Source organism: Paenibacillus donghaensis (assembly GCF_002192415.1).
GTDB lineage: Bacteria > Bacillota > Bacilli > Paenibacillales > Paenibacillaceae > Paenibacillus_AQ > Paenibacillus_AQ donghaensis.
This window is the reverse complement of sequence record NZ_CP021780.1, coordinates 1,830,855-1,850,244: the sequence shown is the minus strand read 5'-3', so window position 1 is coordinate 1,850,244 and position 19,390 is coordinate 1,830,855. Positions and strand designations below refer to the sequence as shown.

At 47.9% G+C, this 19,390-nt stretch carries 14 protein-coding genes and 1 tRNA gene; 2 read left to right on the top strand and 13 right to left on the bottom strand.

From position 1 onward, the window contains the following. Position 1: 1 nt before the first annotated feature. The 4 genes from B9T62_RS07665 to B9T62_RS07650 all read right to left on the bottom strand — a co-directional run bounded on the left by B9T62_RS07665 (position 2) and on the right by B9T62_RS07650 (position 3,915). Positions 2-841: an efflux RND transporter periplasmic adaptor subunit gene (locus B9T62_RS07665; RefSeq protein ID WP_087914715.1), complete on the bottom strand. Its 840-nt coding sequence runs from the start codon at positions 839-841 to the stop codon at positions 2-4. A gap of 228 nt (positions 842-1,069) precedes the next feature. Continuing rightward, positions 1,070-1,855 (bottom strand): hypothetical protein, encoded by a 786-nt coding sequence (locus tag B9T62_RS07660; protein ID WP_087914714.1) that lies wholly within the window; start codon positions 1,853-1,855, stop codon positions 1,070-1,072. 6 nt (positions 1,856-1,861) lie between these two features. After that, positions 1,862-3,259: a sensor histidine kinase gene (locus tag B9T62_RS07655; RefSeq protein ID WP_087914713.1), complete on the bottom strand. Its 1,398-nt coding sequence runs from the start codon at positions 3,257-3,259 to the stop codon at positions 1,862-1,864. Continuing rightward, positions 3,256-3,915: a response regulator transcription factor gene (locus B9T62_RS07650; protein WP_087914712.1), complete on the bottom strand. Its 660-nt coding sequence runs from the start codon at positions 3,913-3,915 to the stop codon at positions 3,256-3,258. Before B9T62_RS07650 ends, B9T62_RS07655 begins: the two co-directional genes overlap by 4 nt. A gap of 160 nt (positions 3,916-4,075) precedes the next feature. Between B9T62_RS07650 and B9T62_RS07645 the strand changes: the two genes are divergently transcribed. Beyond that, complete coding sequence (locus tag B9T62_RS07645; protein WP_211296427.1) at positions 4,076-4,687, top strand: site-specific integrase; 612 nt, start codon at positions 4,076-4,078, stop codon at positions 4,685-4,687. A gap of 64 nt (positions 4,688-4,751) precedes the next feature. On the opposite strand, the gene B9T62_RS07640 is transcribed toward B9T62_RS07645, so the two are convergent. The 3 genes from B9T62_RS07640 to B9T62_RS39910 form a co-directional block, all read right to left on the bottom strand. After that, positions 4,752-4,832 (bottom strand) — tRNA-Leu (locus tag B9T62_RS07640). Between the two features lie 105 nt (positions 4,833-4,937). After that, complete coding sequence (locus tag B9T62_RS38800; RefSeq protein WP_157685501.1) at positions 4,938-5,186, bottom strand: hypothetical protein; 249 nt, start codon at positions 5,184-5,186, stop codon at positions 4,938-4,940. Positions 5,187-5,301: 115 nt separating this feature from the next. After that, entirely contained in the window at positions 5,302-5,466 is a 165-nt protein-coding gene (locus B9T62_RS39910; RefSeq protein ID WP_169834348.1) for a hypothetical protein, read from the bottom strand. Positions 5,467-6,165: 699 nt separating this feature from the next. On the opposite strand from B9T62_RS39910, the gene B9T62_RS07635 reads away from it, so the two are divergent. Next, the gene (locus B9T62_RS07635; protein WP_087914710.1) at positions 6,166-11,580 is read left to right on the top strand and encodes a CBM35 domain-containing protein; all 5,415 of its coding nucleotides are present in this window, start codon (positions 6,166-6,168) and stop codon (positions 11,578-11,580) included. 464 nt (positions 11,581-12,044) lie between these two features. Here the strand turns inward: B9T62_RS07635 and B9T62_RS07630 are convergent, their stop codons facing one another. From B9T62_RS07630 to B9T62_RS07605, 6 genes are read right to left on the bottom strand one after another with little or no spacing between them, the layout of a single operon-like run. Then, complete coding sequence (locus B9T62_RS07630; RefSeq protein WP_087914709.1) at positions 12,045-13,169, bottom strand: DUF4432 family protein; 1,125 nt, start codon at positions 13,167-13,169, stop codon at positions 12,045-12,047. Then, positions 13,159-13,866 carry a beta-phosphoglucomutase gene (gene pgmB / locus B9T62_RS07625; RefSeq protein WP_087914708.1) on the bottom strand — a complete coding sequence of 236 codons (708 nt, stop codon included), beginning with the start codon at positions 13,864-13,866 and terminating at the stop codon, positions 13,159-13,161. Before pgmB ends, B9T62_RS07630 begins: the two co-directional genes overlap by 11 nt. After that, a complete protein-coding gene (locus B9T62_RS07620) occupies positions 13,847-16,105 on the bottom strand; it encodes a glycoside hydrolase family 65 protein (protein ID WP_087920181.1) in 2,259 nt (752 codons plus the stop codon). The genes pgmB and B9T62_RS07620 overlap by 20 nt, the downstream gene beginning before the upstream one ends. A gap of 52 nt (positions 16,106-16,157) precedes the next feature. Beyond that, positions 16,158-16,982, bottom strand: a complete 825-nt coding sequence (locus tag B9T62_RS07615; RefSeq protein ID WP_087914707.1) for a carbohydrate ABC transporter permease — start codon at positions 16,980-16,982, stop codon at positions 16,158-16,160. Between the two features lie 20 nt (positions 16,983-17,002). Continuing rightward, a complete protein-coding gene (locus tag B9T62_RS07610; RefSeq protein WP_087914706.1) occupies positions 17,003-17,878 on the bottom strand; it encodes a carbohydrate ABC transporter permease in 876 nt (291 codons plus the stop codon). Positions 17,879-17,912: 34 nt separating this feature from the next. Further along, a complete protein-coding gene (locus B9T62_RS07605) occupies positions 17,913-19,259 on the bottom strand; it encodes an ABC transporter substrate-binding protein (protein WP_211296425.1) in 1,347 nt (448 codons plus the stop codon). Positions 19,260-19,390 lie beyond the last annotated feature (131 nt).

Genomic DNA, 19,390 nt, shown 5'->3' with positions numbered 1-19,390 from the left:
CTTATCCCTCCAGATAAACGATATCACCCTCAGAAAGACCTTCTAATATTTCACTGTATCGCCCATCTGAGAACCCCGTCTGAATTTCTCGGTCAAATAAATTTCCTTTTTCATCTAAAAGAAGTACGGTTTGTTTTCCCTCTTTTAACTGAATAGCTTTATTTGAAAGGCAAAGCACATTCTTTACCTGTTTCTGAATGAGCTGAGCGGAGAATGTCATGCCCTCCAAAAGAAGCAGATTATCGGCTTCAACGGAAGCATAAACCGTATATTCCAAGGGGTTGGCATTTGTCGGCGCCAACTGAACATGTGTAATTTTACCCTGTAATGTCTGCGTCGGATAAGCACCTAAGGTAAACTGTACAAGCTGACCGATTTCAGCTTCACCAATATCTGACTGAGATAGTTTTATCTGGGCAGCTATTTTTTGGGGGTCGCCGATTTGAGCAACGATTGGCTTTCCAGCAGTCATTTCACCCTCTACTGAAGGAACAGAAATAACTATGCCATCCAACTTTGCGTAGAGATACGGGTCCTTTAAATCGTTGCCAACAGTTTTGGCAATCCTATCTCCAGTCTTTACGGTATCGCCTTTTTTGATATAAACAGCTTCAAGCTGAACGGGAACGTCAAAATAATGCGAAATATACGGTAGAGTCAAATTACCGTCGCCAACGATTCCCGCTGTAAGGTCTCCTCGGAAAACTTTGTATTCCCTTAAGGGCATAGTTTCTTCTTGACGCCCATTCGTTGCAAATGCAAAATATCCGAAAACTGACAGTATTATAATTGTAATGATCGGTATAACTACTTTTCTTTTTAGTTTCTTTTGGTAATTCATATCATTTTATACCTCGCTTTTCATTTAGAATATTCTTACAATATGGAGTATAAGTGGTCTGTGCATCAAAGTTGTATCTCTATTGCTTCATTGTTGTACAATTTACCCTTAGAGCAAAATATTTTTTCTAAGCTTTAAATCAAAAAATACACCATGTGGCTAAAGAAACGCGCTCAAGGTGTATTCTTATATTCCAAAGTTTTAAGCTCTTTGTATGGCTTTAATTTATCATGGTCTAATCTTAACGAACGTATCATTATAACCGGATATAAAGTTCATTATATAGCCAAATCCGTATCCATTTTTAAAGGAGTAAAACGCATAAGGCAAAACACGGCCTTCAAATTCAAGCTCAAAATGATAAACATAATACCCACCTTCAGAATTTGCTACCTTGGTTGTTTCATCCTCCCAAACAGAATTCGATTCTGCTTGTAATTTTATATCCTGTACTTCAAGACCAAGGTATTCTGCCCATTTTTCGATGGTCTTATTGTTTGGCTCTGACGGTTTAGCTGGCACGCTAGCAATAAACTGTATAAGCTTACCGGTTTGATCATCCATGTAAAAGTTCCCAGAAACCTTGTCTCCTTGCAAAACGATATTCCAAAGCACTCCACTAATAGACGGATCATCTTTCTGTGCATATAGACTGACATCGATTTTAATGGTGGTTTTATCGCCTGGTTCTATTTTAGGTAATAAGCCAAGTTTTGTAAGTACTGAAATTTCTTCAAAAAATTTATCGCTTGCGGAAGTCAAGTCAAAATTTGTACCCATCTTGAGTGCAACCTGATTCACATTCTGTGGATAATCTCTCAACAAATTTATTTTCTCGATTATTGATGTGTTATTTCCTGATATAATTTTCGGCAGTTCAACTGATTCAACCCTAACCTTTCCAAGTATGTTTTGATCCGTATAATTGGTCACCACTTCGGGTAAGAAAAAGCTCGCTAAAATAAAAATGGAAATTGAAGGGATCGTTAATATATATTTTATCGATGTTCGCATGATTCTCTACCCCCTTAAACACAAATGTACACGGGTTCCTGTATTTAGCTTAGATTCAAATTTCATCTCTCCGTCATGAAATTCTACGATTTCCTTACACAACGATAGCCCTATCCCAACGCCTTTGCCTCTGAACCTTGATTTTTCTACCCTATAAAATATCTCTGTAATCCTTGAAAGCTCCTTTTCCGGTATTCCTTTGCCGTTATCCTCAACCATAATCATAAATCTCTCAATGGATATCCGACTGCCTGTTAGGCTGATGACTCCGTTTTCTAAAATAGCTTTTCTGGCATTGTCTACAAGGTTTATAATAAGCGCTTTCATCAAATCCGGTTCAACTCTAATTTGAATATCCTCAGCGGAGATTTTAAGCATGATATTACTGTTCGTGAGAATCGGTTCCATAACGCCTTTGATGTTTATAAACAACTCTTTCATATTGATTTGCTTCATCTCAAAATCATGATTTTTCACTACCAACAAATCTAGCAGCTTTAATGAAAGAGTTTCCAGTCTCTTTCCCTCATTAAAAATATAGTCTGCTGCCAAAATTCTGTTTTCTTCAGACATTTTTTTTGAGCGGAGCATATCAGCATATCCAATAATGGAGGTAAGAGGCGTTTTAACTTCATGAGCAAAGGTTCCAATAAAATCCCTCTGGCTTATTGTTGTTGCCTCAAGATCTCGTATTTTAATTTCAAGGTTATCTGCCATTTTATTGAAATCCTCTGCCAGAAGTCCAATTTCATCCTTTGCCCGAACGATTACTCTATCGTTATATTTCCCTTTGGCTATTTCTCTTGTCGTGTTAGAAAGTCTTTTTAAAGGAGAGAGCGTCCATAATGTCATGAGAAAGACCAAGAGTCCGTTGACAGTCAACATGCAAAAAATCAGTTTTCGATAAAAGGAAAATAAATCTTGTCTGTCAGTAAAAATGGAAGTTATATCATGAAAAGTTTCTAAATATACTTTCTTGCTGGAGGTCTGAAGAACTGCAGCTGTCTGAATATAATATCGGCCATCATATCCAATCGTCTTATGCAGTAAGAAATTCTCTTCAAGCTGTTTCAGCAAATTCATATCAAAGTTCACATCATCACTCTGGGCAATTATATTCTGGATACTATCAGAAATTCTTATTGATAATTTTTCATTTGTAAAATGAGATATCATAGATTCTGAAATATTTAACATTGTACTTTTACCCAGCTCTTCAGATGTTGCAGTTGGAATTAATGCCCCAAAATAACTGCGGAGCATTTTGTTTTCCTCCAATGCTGAACTGCTTTCTCTATTATAAGCAGACTGAAAAACAGCAGATATGAAAAAATAACCTCCTATGCTGAATGTTAATATCGTAATGATTAGCGTGCTAAGAAATACCTTCCATGATAATTTCATGTGTTTATCTCCAATCGATAGCCCACCTTATAGACCACCGTAATCAACTGCTCCCATCCAATCTTTTTTCGCAGCCGCTGAACATGCAGGTCAACCGTTCTGCTATCTCCTATAAATACTAATCCCCATATCTTTTCATATATTTTGTCTCTAAAGAGCGCAATATTTTTGTTGCCAATAAATAAAAGCAAAAGTTCATATTCTTTTTTGGTAAGGGAAATATGAAGACTATCTCTCTTTACAGTTCTTGCCTTAGTATCAATAGTCAAACCGCCTATTTGAATGACAGATTGGCTAAGATTATACCTTCTTAGAACTGCTTCTACTCGTGCTAAAAGCTCAACAATTTCAAATGGCTTCACAAGATAATCATCAGCACCTAGTTTTAACCCTTTTACTCTGTCATCCACACTGGCTTTAGCCGTCAAAAATATGACCGGAACATCCATAGGCTTAACGTACTCCATAACCTCATATCCATTGACCTCTGGAAGATAGATATCCAATAGGAGTAAATCATATTTGTTTTCATCTAGCATATTTACTGCTGCCATTCCATCAAAGGCACAATCACAAAAGTACCCCGCTTCGAACAAGTTCATTCGTATTAAATCCGAAATTGGTTTTTCATCTTCTACGATTAAGATTCGAATCACAATGACCACCTCTTAATTATATTACATCAAAGTTGTATCTTAGTTGTATCATTCCCCTCTATTTCAGGAAATCATATGGCTGCCAACAGGATGATTACTTGCATCAAGGCCACAAGCGAGGAGAAACACCGCTTGAACAATATGATTTATTTATGCGTATTTGATCAATAACATATTAAAATCAGCTCAGATACCATTTGAGCTTGCTGTTATTCTAGCGGCTTTTTATGGATTACGGCGAAGCGAGGCTCTTGGATTGAAATGGTCTGCTATCGATTTGATAAATAAAACCATTACGATCAAACATACGGTTACTTCAGGCTCACTGAATGGAAAGCTTATCACCATTGAGAAGGACAGGACGAAGAATAAGGCAAGCCGTCGCACTCTGCCGCTTGTAGACGCCTTCTATGAGCTGCTGCTGCGTTTGAAACAGCAGCGGGAGATCAACCGGGGACTTTGCAAGGATTCATACTGCATAGACTACCTGGACTATATCAATGTGGATGCTATGGGGAATCGAATTAAGCCTAATTATATCACTCAGCATTTTTCCCTTGTCCTGAAAAAACATGATATGCGGCATATCCGCTATCATGATCTTCGTCATAGTTGTGCCACTCTGCTTCTTTCCAATGGCGTCAGTATGAAGGAAGTTCAAGAATGGTTAGGCCATAGCGATTACGCAACAACTGCAAATATTTATTCACACCTTGAGTTCAGTTCGAAAATTAACTCAGCCGAAACCATGAATAAGGCGATAAAAATATAACATTTCTACAAAGAAAAAGAGCTTATAAAATTGCTTAGTAGCAACCTTATAAACCCTTTTCGTATACCGATGGCCGGACTCGAACCGGCAAGCCTCTCGGCACCGCATTTTGAGTGCGGCGTGTCTGCCATTCCACCACATCGGCGACTATATATCTCATCTGACTGATGTTCTTTCCCTCAAGAAAAAGGAGAGAACTGCAGGAGAGAACTTTTCAATCCCGTTTCGAGAAATCCAGCAATACCAGGCTTTAGCGGTTAAATTCTCGACTTACGAACTCGATTTTGAGTGGAATACCACAGGGAAGTTGGGCATAGACACTGCCTAAAATATCCCCTCGTTTTTGTGTTTTACGGCAGATGCTGTGCAACGGAGTGAGGCTTGCCAGGCCGTCAGCATAGCGGTAACGCTGCTTCAAATCTTTCACGAGACCAATAACGAACAAACCCTTACGATGAATTTCTTCGATTAATGGCGCCCGGGTAAACCAGGTATCCATGAGGACGTAATCGGCCTGCATCCCCGCATCGAGTGCATGGATCGTAAAACTTATCGCTGTTTTCTAACCGAACCCGTCCACTCTGCATCCACTGGCGGCAACTCATCTCCTGTAGTCAGATAAATCCGGTCCACCCGCAGCTGCGACTTTCTGGCCAGGATGGAGAACACATACGCTCCGGCAGCAAGCTGTTCAGAATGAGCAGCAGTCTGCGCCCAGCCTCATCCCCCAGCATCGTTTGTGTAAAGACATCCGAATTCATATGTTCAATCTTCCGCACATTGGTCACCTGGGCAAAGACTTCATATAATTCAGCTTACCGCACTGTTCTCTGTTTCGGACACATAAACCCTTACTGTGGCCTCTCTCTTCAACAATTCGTGCTTCAAGTGTTTATCCTCCTGTATCTGAATCTATATTGGTGACTCGAATATACAGCAATTCATAGCAATAATCTTTTAGTATATTGAGTTATATTTTCTGGAAGACGGCTACCATCATTTCGTGGTCAATGACGCCTTGTATGACATCATGATGTATGACGTCGCCTTATTCAAGCCCAATTCCTTTCACAGAACCGTATTTTCATCTATCTGGCAGATATCCTGAACCTCTTAATCGAGAGTAAAAGATCTCCCAGAGTTGAACATGTGCCTGCGGCATACGCAAACTTTGCCCCGATCCTGTCGTACATCAATCAGAACTATAACCGGATCAACAAAATAGAAGAAATCGCCGAAGAACGGGTATATTTCGCGTAGCGAGCATAAAGTAAAAAAACATAAGAAAGCTAAAAAAAACATAAGAAAATCGAATTTCTGTCCACGACTCTTCTCCTGCAAATACAAACCCTCAAAATATTGCAAAATATGATGCCGAAAAACAGTTCCACTTTTATTTTATAATGAATGCGTAGCGCTACAAAAAAAATGCAAGCGGTTGCAATCAATTATAAAATTAATTTGAGAAGGAGATTACCATGAGGAAAAAAAGTTTAATGATGTTACCCTTTGCAATTCTACTTTCATTATTGCTGGCAGGCATCTCCAGCGCAGAGGTAACTTCGAATTATGTGAACCCGCTTATGGGAGGTGCTGATCCTACAATTGCAAGGGCTGCAGACGGCTATTACTATTCAGCTTTTTCAAGCGATAATAATATCACCTTAAAAAGGCATGAAACCATTCTCGGTGTATCCACTGCAAAAAGCAAAATCGTTTGGAAGAAACCGGATAATTTCGGATATGTGTGGGGTCCATACGTATATAGGCTGAATGGCAAATGGTATCTGTATTTCTCTTCAGGTCCGGAGGTGAGCTTCGGATATGGACATCCAAGCTCCTACGTCCTGGAGAACTCATCGCCCGATCCTTTTGAAGGAACCTGGGAGCTTAAGGGAGAATCCGCCAATGCAGACAGCGATGGACAGGTTACGGTCAAGAAAGGACTTCTGAACACGCAGAGCTATGGTTTGGCATGCGGCGTTGTATCAATTAAAGGAGAAACATACTTCACCTATACAAAATACTACTATTACCCTGACCCAAATGATCCTGCAAAGACGAAATTTGACGAGAGCCCTACGATTGTCAAAATGAAGAACCCGTGGACATTGGAAGGTGCAGAAGCTACAGTGGCAAGGCCGCAATATGACTGGGAAAAGCATGGCGACAATATTAATGAAGGCGCTGCGGTCGTTGAAAGAAACGGTAAAATCTATTTTGCCTACTCGGCAAGCAGTTTTATGAATGATAACTATTCTGTAGGCGTATCCGTAGCTGATGCAGCCTCTGATGTGATGAATGCAAAGTCATGGGTGAAATATCCTGAGCCTGTCATGAAAAGATCGGATGAAAACAGTTCATATGGGCCGGGATCGCCCTTGTTCCTTAAGTCCGAAGACGACACCGAGGATTGGATTATGTATCATGGAATACCGACTCATGGACAAGGCGGCGGAAACAGAGGAATAAGAGCGCAGCGTATCTACTGGGATGATAATGATTTCATAAATCTCGGAATTCCTTCAAATCCCGGCACTGTCCTGAACAGACCCTCCGGAGAGGAAAAAAGCGAAATTTATGAAGCCGAGGATGCAAAGCTGGCAGGCGTTTCTAAAGTCATCGGAAAAAGTGGTTATGCTTCGGGTGGCGTATATGAAAAATACAGTAGCAGCAGCGCTAATGACTATGTAGAGTTTACAGTAAACACTAACGCTAAAGGAACCTACACCCTGGATTTCAGATACAATAATAATACGGCGAATGCTGTTAACATGAAATTAGGAGTCAATGGGGAGGCTGCCCGGGAGCTTTCCTTTGCCTCTAATGCAGGATTTGATGCAAACTTCGATATTCAATCAGCTTATAATATTAAGCTTAACGCCGGAAGCAATACGATCCGCCTTTCCGGCAAGAGCAATTTGGCTCTGGATGGCATGATTATCAAAAGAAGCAGCTTGTATGAGGCAGAAAATGCCGGGCTGTCCGGAAAGGCAAAGGTAGATACAGACCATCCGGGATATAGCGGAACCGGTTTTGTTGGAGGATTATGGGCTTCAAATTCTGCGGTTACCTTCAAGGTAAATGCTGCTAATGCAGGCAGCTATTCGGTTAAGATGGGCTACAGCTTAGGATTTAATGATGACAGGACCCTGAGTATGTATGTAAACGGGCAAAAAATTAAGCAGGTAGATTTCTTTAGCTTAAAAAGCTGGAACAGCTGGGCCGACCGCTATGACAATGTTTTCCTTAAAGAAGGGGAAAATACGATCATGTATAAATATGACGCTGGCGACACCGGCAATGTCAATCTGGACTATATAACAGTTACCGAAGCAACTACCTGGCATTATGGAGCAGAAGATGCAAAAACTACGGGCTCGAATGATGCTGCGGTCGTTTACGCAAAAGACGGCAATCTGGGGACCGGTTATGTAACCGGGCTGTCCAGAGCGAACTCATCCGTGGAGTTTTCTGTAAATGTTGAGAATGCGGCGTCTTATGATATGAAGCTGAGATATGCCAAAGAAGCTGCAGGTAAAACCTTAGGTTTGTATTTGAATGGCACTAAGATTAAAAATATCACCCTCCCGGCTACTGGCGGACTTACTGTCTGGAAAGAGCAGCTTGAGACTTTAAGTCTCACTGAGGGGAAAAACACGATCACTTATACAAATGAAGCAAATAATTCAGGCATTATAAATATTGACAGTATTCATCTTAACAAGCGGACTCCCTGGAGGTATCAGGCCGAAGAAGCAACCAGAGCAGGCAGCCTGAAGATTGCCAAAGATCATTTATGGTATGAAGGCAACGGATTTGTAGGCGGATTTGAGCAAAAAGGCGATTCGATCAAGTTTGAAGTAAATGTCCCCAATACGGCTGCCTATACCTCAACACTGCGGTATTCCGGCGCACAGAGTTCCAATATAACCATGACGATGTATGTTAACGGACAGAGAATAAAGCAAGTATCCCTGCCTCCGACAGCGAATTGGGATATGTGGACCAGCAGTACGGAGTCAGTAAACTTGAACGCCGGAAAAAATGTAATTGAATTCATCCGTGAACAAGGCGATACCGGAAGATTCAATATCGACAGTCTCACGATTGATAAGACCAGCGGCGGATTTATGAGTTCAATTGCCAAGAAAATCATTCCCGAAAAGATGGTTAAAATCCAGCCAAAGCACAGCGGAAAAGCACTGGATGTGGACAAAGTTTCAAGTAATCCGCTAGCGGTAATTAACCAATGGGCCAACGGCGACGGAAATAATCAGCTGTGGAGATTCTTGGATCTCGGTACAGGATACTACCAAATTCAGTCGGTTCAAAGCGGTCTTGTAATCGACATTCTTCCCGGTTCAGCCATACAGCAGCTCTGTCAGAATACAAAAGCTTCCGGGTCCATACCCGATACTCAGCAGTGGAAACTGGAAAAAGACGGTGACTACTATAAAATAATTAACAAAAGCAACAATAAAGTAATCACTGTAGAAGGAGCATCTAAGAGTGATGGCGCTGCAGTGAGATTAGCTGATGACCAGGCGAAAGATAATCAGCGTATGAAAATTGAAATTCGCAACCTCAGCAATAGTGAAATCAGCGCATTGACCGAGCTGGGGGGGCGCTATGATATAACGTTTGACGCGAGTGGCGGAAGTCCGGCGCAGACGGTTGTTCAGGCTGTGTACGGCGAACCGTTGACTGCTCCGGCTGTAACGAAGGAAGGCTATGAGCTGGAGGGCTGGTACAACGATGCTGCGAAATGGGATTTTGCCGCCCAAACGGTGCCTGGTGCATTGAAGCTGACTGCGAAATGGACTCTTCAGGCACCTGCGGTGCAGATTGTCAGTGAAGGCTCGCTGCGGGCGGGATCAGTCGGAGTGCTCCGCGCTGCTGGTAAAGGGACAGGAACGCTGGCCTACACCTGGTACGTGGACCAGGGAGAAGGCTACGGCGAGCCGGTCGGTTCAGGCGATATGCTGACGCTTCCGGAGTTGTCGGAAGCGATGAGCGGCTACCGGTACAAGGCCGTCGTGACGGGCGAAGGCGGCTTAACCGGAGAGCAGGAATATATCCTGCAGGTGCTTCCGGCAGATGCGGAATGGACCCCTCCGGCATTCGGGACCGATCTGCCGTCACAGCTTGAGACAGTGGCAGGTGAGCCGCTAACGCTGCTGGTTGAGCCGACGGGAGACGTTGAGTCTATCGGGTGGGAAGTGAAGCGAACCGCCGGCGGTGATTGGCTGCCGATCGCGAGTGTTACCGGTGCGGTATACCGCTTCACCCCGGGAGTGGAAGATGACGGAACGCAGTACCGTGTGGTGATGACCGGCAAAGCGGAGGTGAATTCGGAACGTATCACCGGAACAGAACTGGTGCTCAAGGTATATTCGGCGCATGAAATCCCTTCGGTTCAATCGTTCACGGCAACCGCAAATCCGGTAGTGGAAGGCGATTCAGTTACCTTTACCGTTGTAGCCAACTCGGTATACGGAGAGTTGAGCTACCGCTGGCTGAAGAATGATCTTGTACTGGACGGCGCCACTGGCAGCAGTATGACTGTCGGGAAAGCTGGGGCTTCGGATGCAGGAGCATACAAGGTGGAGGTCATGAATACCCGTATCATCGGGGAGCATACTTATGTGGATGCGGTCCATACAGAGACGATTGAGCTGACCGTCAACCATCAGCAGGTAACACCAACAGTTCCGCCGGTAACGCCAACGGATCCTCCGGTGACCCCGGCGGGTCCGCCGTCAACAACGGTGAATCCAACGGCAACGCCGCTGCCAACCGCAACGCCACGGCCTTCGGCTGCCGTCATTACAGCCGCCCAGCTGAGCGGTCCGGCGGCGAACGGGGTGGTTACTGTGCAGGTGGGGCAAGCGGCTGCGGTTGAGCTTCCGGCGAATGCCTGGGAGCTGCTGGGAACCCATTCACTGCGTGTGCAGGGAGACGGAATAGAGCTGGTGCTGGCGCCGGAATTGCTGAAGCTGCTGGCCGAAACCATGCCTGCTGCCGAGAGCAGCGGCGCAAAGATCCGGCTGAAGGCAGAATTGAAGGCGCTGGAAGAAGTGAAGCTGAAGACGGAAGCCGGTGTAGCGCTGAAAGGCAAGCTGATTGATTATGATCTGAGTCTGTCCGGCGCGGATGGAACGGTTCACCGTCTTACGGATTATCCGGTTCCGGTAGGCTTCAGCTGGCCGGCCGATGGACTTGATCCGAGGCTGCTTGGCCTGTACCGTGTGGGGAGTGACGGCACACTCACCTATCTTGGCGGTGCAGCTGAAGACGGCAGGTTGAAGGCGCTACTTGACGGCAGCGGCATGTACGCGCTGCTGGAGTATTCGAAGCAATTCAGTGATGTTCCTGTCACTCACTGGGCATTTGAAGCCTTGCGTGAGCTGTCTGCGAAGCATCTGATCAAGGGAATATCGGAGCAGGCTTATCAGCCCGGCCGGAATATTACCAGAGCTGAATTCGTGCAGCTGATGGCGAACACGCTGCAGCTAAGCGGCAGCGGCACCACTTCCTTCGCCGATGTCCCGGAAGGCGCCTGGTATCAGAACGCTCTCTCCGGCATGGTCCAGGCTGGTCTGATTACCGGAAGGACTCCGGAGTCCTTCCAGCCGAATGCAGAGATCAGCCGTGAAGAGATGACTGTCATTCTGATGCGGGCGTACCGACTCCAGCATGATGCCATTCCGGCCGCTCCGGCCAGCCCTTCCCTCAAGGATGCTGACAGCATCTCCGGCTGGGCAGCGGAACAAGTGGCTGCGGCAGCTTCGCTTGGCCTCGTGAAAGGGCGGGCCGACGGAACCTTCGCTCCCAAAGCTCCCGCCACCCGTGCAGAAGCTGCGCAGATCCTGCTGAATTATTTGAGATAAGCCTAACGCAGAAACGCTTATTACTGGTTCTGCAAGGCATAAATAAGGCGCTCCCCCTGGAACAGTGTCCGGGGGGAGCGCTTCTTGTATAGCCAAACCAGCAACCGAACAATGGCTTAAGATCACCCGGTAAGGAAGCTGCTCCATCCCTGGTAGCAGGCTTGAACAAAGTAATTCAATAGCAAACCGACCGTCACTTTGGTTCCTGTATCCACGTATTCGGTTTGTCCTGTCATAATTCTGCCGTGAAGCCAACCGCTCCAACGGGCCTTCCGATTGCGCAGACGCTCTCTGGCACGGATGAACTGATCGAGAAGTGGAAAATACGAAGCTTTGTGTGGAATTTATATTCTCCTTTGTGAAAAACCCGGCAAAATTCAAATAACCAGTCGCCGGAAATCTGCCGGCAACTGGTTATTTAATTTTCACTTAAACCTGGATGGAGCCTCTGTTTCTGGCATAAGTCACTTTACTGCACTTCGGATCAAGTGCGTCAGGGTTGTAATTTCCTGCGGATCACGTGTCGCCCCCAGGATGATCCAGCCGCTGCACTGGCCACGGGGCCCGACATAGACCACTTCACCATCTATCATTTTTTGCATCATGGAATTGGGTCTGGTTTTACAAGGCTCCAGAGCATACATACAGTCCCTGGTCGCCCGTTTGGCTACCAGAGAACGGGGATAGCATTGCAGGGAACGAATCACATAGGCCGCGGCATCTTGTCCTGCGTTCACCAGCATCTCGGCCGTCAACTCCCGGCCCCCGCCTGCGGCAGCACAATAGTCGCGGACCTGCGGCAGACCAGTAAGCCCCTCCACTGGCTCAGGAACGTATTGATAACAGCGGATCGGGTCCAGCCGGGTACCGGAATCGTAGACCGCTAACGGGTCTTCCTCCGGCGGGGCAGAATCGCGGAGCAGCATTTTCCCGGGAGAGACCGGCAGGACATAACTCCCTCCGCCCGACATAAAATCCCCCGCCAGCTGGATATGGTATCCGTCATCAACCGGTTGGGCGGTATGTGTTAAATTCCGCACCGTATCCTCCCGGAACAGCACAGTTGCCCCGTAATTTGTTACTATCCGGATTGTTTTATCATACACAGGCAATGTTCCATACCCTCTCACGGGAACGTTGCCCTCCAGGCAGATCTGCCGCTCATCCCAAATTAGCCGTACCGATTCCGGCAGCGCCGGGGAATAGGACCCTGTCCCGTGGACGGTTCTTGCCTCATCCGGGGTGCCGAAAATTTCAGGCCCTATGGCAGCCACAGCTGCATAGAAGCCTGAATCCCAGCCTGAATGCTCGTTATCCGACAGATTTACATGATCCGGATGCAGCAGATACCGCTCATCACGCTCCCAGCTGATCTTCTCAGAATCCAGCCTGATTTCTCCAATGTCCATCCCCCGCTCCAGAATCACGGTAAAGACAAGTCTGCCATTGGATATGGTCAACAGGTGCATTTGCAAGCCGAAGCGGTCTGTAACAAGCTTCAGGGTGACCGAACCGCCTCCCGGCAGCACCTGCGGAATGCCCGGCTGCAGCTGCGCCAGCGTCAATTCGGTTATCCGCTCATTGTTCATCCGGGCGGCCTCCCCATCCGGTGTGACCGGTTACGCCGATATGGCCCAGCAGAAACACAGGCTCAAGCTGTTCAAAGCTGGTGATGGTAAGATGAGCACAGGCAAGCAGCCCCCTGTCTCCGATGCCGACAACGCGCATGCCCGCCGTGATCGCCCCTTCTACACCGGCGGCCGCATCTTCAAAGACAAAGCATGCGGCCGGGGCCACACCCAGCAGCCTGGCTGCTTGCAGGAACACCTCCGGGTCCGGCTTTGCCTTGACAATGCTGTTCCCATCCACCACGACGTCAAACAGCGGCCTGATGTTCACTTTCTCCAGAATCAGAGGAGCGTTCTTGCTGGCCGAGGCAATCGCTGTTTGGATTCCGCATGAACGCAATAGTTCAAGAAAGTTGGTTACACCGGGCAATACATCAGCGGGCGTAAGGGTTGCAAGATACTCCTTGTACCACTCATTTTTCCGGGAAGTCAGCGCCTCCCTCCGCTCCGGCGTTACCTCCGTGATCCCGCCGGCCTGAAGCAGAAGATCAAGCGACTCCATGCGGCTGACACCCTTCAGCTGCTCATTCTCTCTTTCGCTGAAAGCGAATCCCAGCTCACCGGCAAGACGCTTCCAGGCTTTATAGTGAAATTTTGCCGTATCGACAATGACGCCGTCCAAATCAAAGATGGCTGCCTCAAATGGCTGTGCCTGCAATAGCGTTCCCTCCCTTCAGCTTGTGTACTTCATAAGCTCCCGGATTAACGGTTATCCGGTAGCGCTCCCCCCGCCAGGCAATCCGGAAACTCAGCTCCTCCCAGCCCTCAGGCAGACGGGGCTGCAGCTGAAGGGTCTCGCTCCACATCGCACTCGTCAAACCGGCAAACCCGTATACAATCAGCTGCCAGAGGCCGCCACAATTGGCGATGTGAATCCCCTCAGCGGCACCCTTTTTCTCCAAGGAGAGATCGATAGCCATCACCCGCTGCAGGAAATCTGCCGCAGCCTCCTTCTGATTCAGCCAGGAGGCCACAATGCCGTGAACCGCCGCCGACAAAGAAGAATCATGGGTCGTAATCGGCTCATAATAGGCATAGGCCGCCTTCAGCTGCTCCCGGGTGAATTCCTGCGGGAACAGCAGCATTAATTCCAGCACATCCGCCTGCTTTAATGCCTTGGAGCGATAATTGCGCTCCTGGGAAATGAAATGGCCGAACGGCCGGGACCTGTCGGTCCAGAGACTGGCAAAATCCACATCTGCATAGGAAGCGAAATCGTCGGATTGCGGAACAATTTCGGTCTGGCTGTCGTAAGGCAGCCTCAGCTTCTCCGCCGTGTGCCGGAAGAGCTCCCGTTCACCGGGACGAATATCCAGCCGCTCTGCCGCAGCCGCATAGCCGTCCGGATTACCGCCTTCCAGGTTGTCCATACAAGCAACGGTCTGCTCCAGACTGAATTTGACCATGCGGTTGGTGAAGGCATTGTTACGGGTAAAGGGCAAATATTCGTCCGGTCCCATTACGCCGAGCAGCTCTCCCACTCCCTCCCGGTTCCAATCCACCCGGTCACACCAATAACGGGCCGTCTCCACCAGAATATCAATACCGTAGCGCTCCAGAAATTCATTATCTCCTGTAGCTCTCACATAGTGGCATAGCGCATACACTATATCCGCTGTTATATGAATTTCGTGATCAGCATACTGCCAGTTGGCACATTGCTCTTCCCCGCTTAACGAGGACTCCCAGGCATACCGTGCTCCCCGGTATCCATAATTCCGCGCGTTGCGTCTGGCTCCATCTAGCGTATTATAGCGGAACAGAAGCAGATTGCGGGCGGCCTGCGGGTTGGTATGCAGGAAGAAGGGCAGCAGGTTAATCTCCGTATCCCAGAAATACCTGCCGAAATAGGCTTCGCCGGCATAACCCTTGGCACAGATTGCCACCCGTGCATCCTGCTCCCTATTGGAGCGGATCAGATGGTAGAGCGAAGCACGGACGCTTAATTGCGCCATATCGTCTCCTTTGATACGGATATCGGCCTCCTGCCACTTGCTTTTCCAGCTGTCAGCATGCCGGTTATACAGCTGCTCCCAGCCTAAATCGCGTGCGCGGCTGAGCTGCGTACACGCCCTGCTGCGCACCGTTCCTTCCTCCATGTCACGGTCCGTTGTCACCGCAGTCAGCTTGCTGACAGTTAACCGGTCCCCGGTCTGTAAGCTGCATTCCCCGCGAAGCGCAGCCGTCGTCCGGGTATTATCTGCCTGCCAGTTCATCACTTCAGAGACTTCCAGCGCAGACAGCATGAAGATTTGATTCCCCTCCTCTGTCAGGGTCTCGAGGGACAGGCTTCCTACTGTTTCTGCCGAGGGAACTATCCGGGCAAAATGATTCATTCCATTGGTGCGCACATCAGCCCGGAGGGTGGTCTTCACCTCCAGCCTGCCTTCGCCTGCCAGCACCGCCACCTGTACCCGCTGGATGCACAGATGGGTATCCGCCATACTGATATAGCGGCTATAGGTACATTGAAGCTGCATGCCCTCTGCCGTCTCCCAGATGAATGAACGCTGGAGGCTGCCATCCCGCAGATCCAGCCAGCGTCTGTAGCCGCTGATCCGGCAGCGGTCCATATCCAGAGTCTCGCCCGCCAACCGGAATTCAAGTCCCAGCACATAAGGAAGATTGATAATCTCTTCCTTCAGCAATGGATGCTGCCCGACAATGCCCGGGATGAAGGTTCCCTGCTTGGACTTGGGGTGCCGCGGCTTCTCCAGCGTGACGTTATCGGGAAAGCGCAGATATTCCTCATCCTGGGGCGCATCGCTGCACCCCTCCTCAAAGCTTCCACGGACATGCATGTAGCCGTTTCCCTGGGTAAACAGCCCCTCATAATGCTTATGCAGTCCAGCCTGATACCCGTTTTCTTTCAGGCACCACAGGTTTTCGTCATTCATCTGCAACCCCTCAATTTCTCCGGTATCTTTCCTTTGGTTATCATCCGGTTCATCATCCCTTGACCGCTCCCGCAGCAAGTCCGGATACAACCTGCTCCTGCAGCAGAATATAGACCAGAATACTCGGGATGATAACAACCATCGTGGCCGCGAACATGACGCCATAATCACTGGCAAACTGGCTTTTAAAATAATAAAGCGCAAGCGGCAGTGTGCGGCTCTGATTGCCCGTCGTCAGAATTATAGCGAATTGAAATTCATTCCAGCAGAGCAGAAACTGCATCACCCCCGCCGTGCCGAAGCCCGGCTTCGAGATGGGCAGAATAATCCGGAAGAAGGTCTGGATGAAGCTCGCACCATCCAGGTAAGCCGATTCCTCCATTTCCTTGGGAATCGTCAGGAAATAGCTGGATAGAATATAGAGCGAGACCGGCAAGCCAAAGCCGGTATACACGATAATAAGTCCAATCAGCTTGTCATACAGCCCGAGCGCGTTCACTGTCAAATATAACGGCTGCAGCATCGCAGCGCCGGGAATCAGCAGCGAAAGGGAGAACGCTCCCATCAGCAGCTTCTTGCCGCGGAATTGAAAGCGCGCCAGAACATAGCCAGCCATTCCGAGCAGAAGCAGATTCAATACGGTCCCAAAGATCCCCACAATTACACTGTTGATGTAGAACCGGGAAATCGGCGCTATTTTGAAGGCCATCGCGTAATTGGAGAAACGGAAGCTGCTTGGCCAGCCAAGCGAATTGCTCAGAATCTCGGCATTCGTCTTAAACGAAGCCAGCAGCACCCACAGGAACGGACCCAGCGATAACAGAACAATCAGGATTACAAATCCATACTTGAGTACACCCAAACCTTTTTTCAACATTCTCACCCCATCCGCTCCATTCAGTGTTGGGAGCTGCCTATTCTGAACAGATTTCGGCACAGCAGGACAAAGATCAAGCCAAAGCCGATTAGGAAGACGCCCACTGAATTGGAATAACCGAAGTTGTTGTCCATGAGTGCGGTCTTGTAAATATAAATAGGCAGGTTCATGGTTTCATTGCCGGGTCCGCCGCCTGTCGTCATCAAAATAATATCCATCTTCTGCAGCATGCTTGTTCCGGACAGAATCACGCAGGTGCCGATAATGTTGCGCAGCATGGGAATAACGATGTACAAATTGATCTTCAAGGTGCTGGCCCCGTCGATCCGCGCCGATTCATACAGACTTTCCGGAATGGCTGCGATCTCGGCCAGAATCAGGATGGTGACAACCGCCGCATAGGGCAGCCAGGTCATCGTGACTGAGAAGAAGGCCGTGGCATAATCCATGAACCAGTTCTGGGAGAAATCCGCATTCCCGAATAAGCGGGCAATACTGTTCACCGCACCGAAATCAGGATTGAGCATGCATAGGAACAGCATACCCACAGCTGCACCCGAGATAATGTTGGGAAACATGTAGACCGTCCGTGCAAACTTCCAGTAGAATTCCTTCATACTGAGAATAATCGCGAATATGGTGCCAATGGCAACGTGGATCGTAGACTGAAGCACAACCCAGATGCCCGTATTCAGTGCGCTTTGGCGAAAGTCGGCATCGTCAGTGAATAGTTGAATATAGTTAGTGAGACCGATAAACTTCGGGCTACGTCCGGCAGACCATTCCGTAAAGGATGTGCCGAACAGAATGACAAGTGAGACGGCATAGACAAGAATAAACAATGCTACAGTCGGCAACAGAAAAAGCGTGATATACCCTCTATTTTTCCTAACCATCCATATGGTCCTCCCCAATCCTCAGCTTACTGCTTTATTTATTTTTGCCCGTAATTTCCGTCAGCTCCTTGGCAATCTCTTCTGCCGTTGCCCGGCCCGCTACCAGCTTCGGATACAGGTTCTTCCAGGCATCCGTTACGTTCGGATAGACAATGGAGTCAAGGGTCCGGTAATGAAGCTGTGTCTTTTGCGCTACCGTGATCGATTCAACAATGATCGGATATTTCTGCTTAAGCGCGTCCGAAGGCTGAATTTCATTGGATACCGGCATTACATTGCCGTATTCAAGCGCAATCTTCTGTCCTTCAAGCCCTGTCTTGAAGCGGATGAATGTCTCAGCAGCTTCGCGGGTTTCCGGCGTTTTGGCGCCGATCATATAGCCAACCTCATAGGTGGAAATCAAGCTGTTGTTCGGATACGCGGCAACCCCAACTTTTTTATCGAATCCTTCGCTGCTCTTGGTCGGATCGCTGAAGTCTCCAATCATCCAGGGACCATTGGCAATCATAGCGGCCTTGCCCTGGCTAAAAGCGTTCGCTGCATTGGCATATCCCGCTCCAAGCGCATCCTTCGTCGTATACTTCTCCAGCAGCTCCTTCATCATGTTAAGCGCCTGAATCATTTCGGGCGTATTGAAATCAGTGGGGTGCAGTGTGTTCATGAACGATTTGCCGTTGTCCCCGTTAGTGCCGATCATGGCAGCAAGAATCAGATTGCTCGTCCAGGCATTCTCCCCGGTCATCAATGCGAGCGGAACAAAGCCCGCGGCCTTCAGCTTCTCATTGCTGCTCATGAATTCATCCCAAGTCTCCGCCGGCTTGATCCCTGCCTGCTCGAACATTTCTTTATTGTAAAAGTAACCGATGTTCTGCTTCTGATCGCTGATCGACCAGATCTTGCCGTCCCGTGTATTGGAAGCGAGGGCATCTTCTCCGATGGCTGCCTTCCATTCCGGGTCCTTGTCTAAATATTCATTGAAAGGGGTTGCAAGATTGCCTTTGATCAAAACGTCATTAATTCCGTCCTTGCCCATGACGACATCCGGAACATCCCCGGAGGCTGCCAGAATCTTGATCTTGTCAACATATGCGGCATCACTTGGAATTTCTTCAACCACAACCTCCACTTCATCGCCATACTTGGCATTAAACTGCTTGATCTGTTCTTCCTCCATCTTGGCTGACGCGTGCGTGCCGACCCGGAAGGTAAGATAAGAAATTTTCACCGGCGCTTTGGCCGCAGGCGCGGTATTCCCCGAGCCGGCTGTTTCGGCCGCCCCGCTGTTCTCTGTTGAATTCTCTGATCCGCATGCCGTAATGGACATGGTCAGCATCAGCATGCCTGCTAAGGTACAGCCCGCTTTGTACAAAGACTTTCGCACAATAAATCCCCCTTTAGAATGATGGCTTAAGGCAGGGCATAACCCTGTAGCCAATTACAGTTGTTTACAGCTCTCATTGTAGAACAAAGAAAAAGGGTAATGAATTCGTTTTTCCGCATGATCTTTTATAA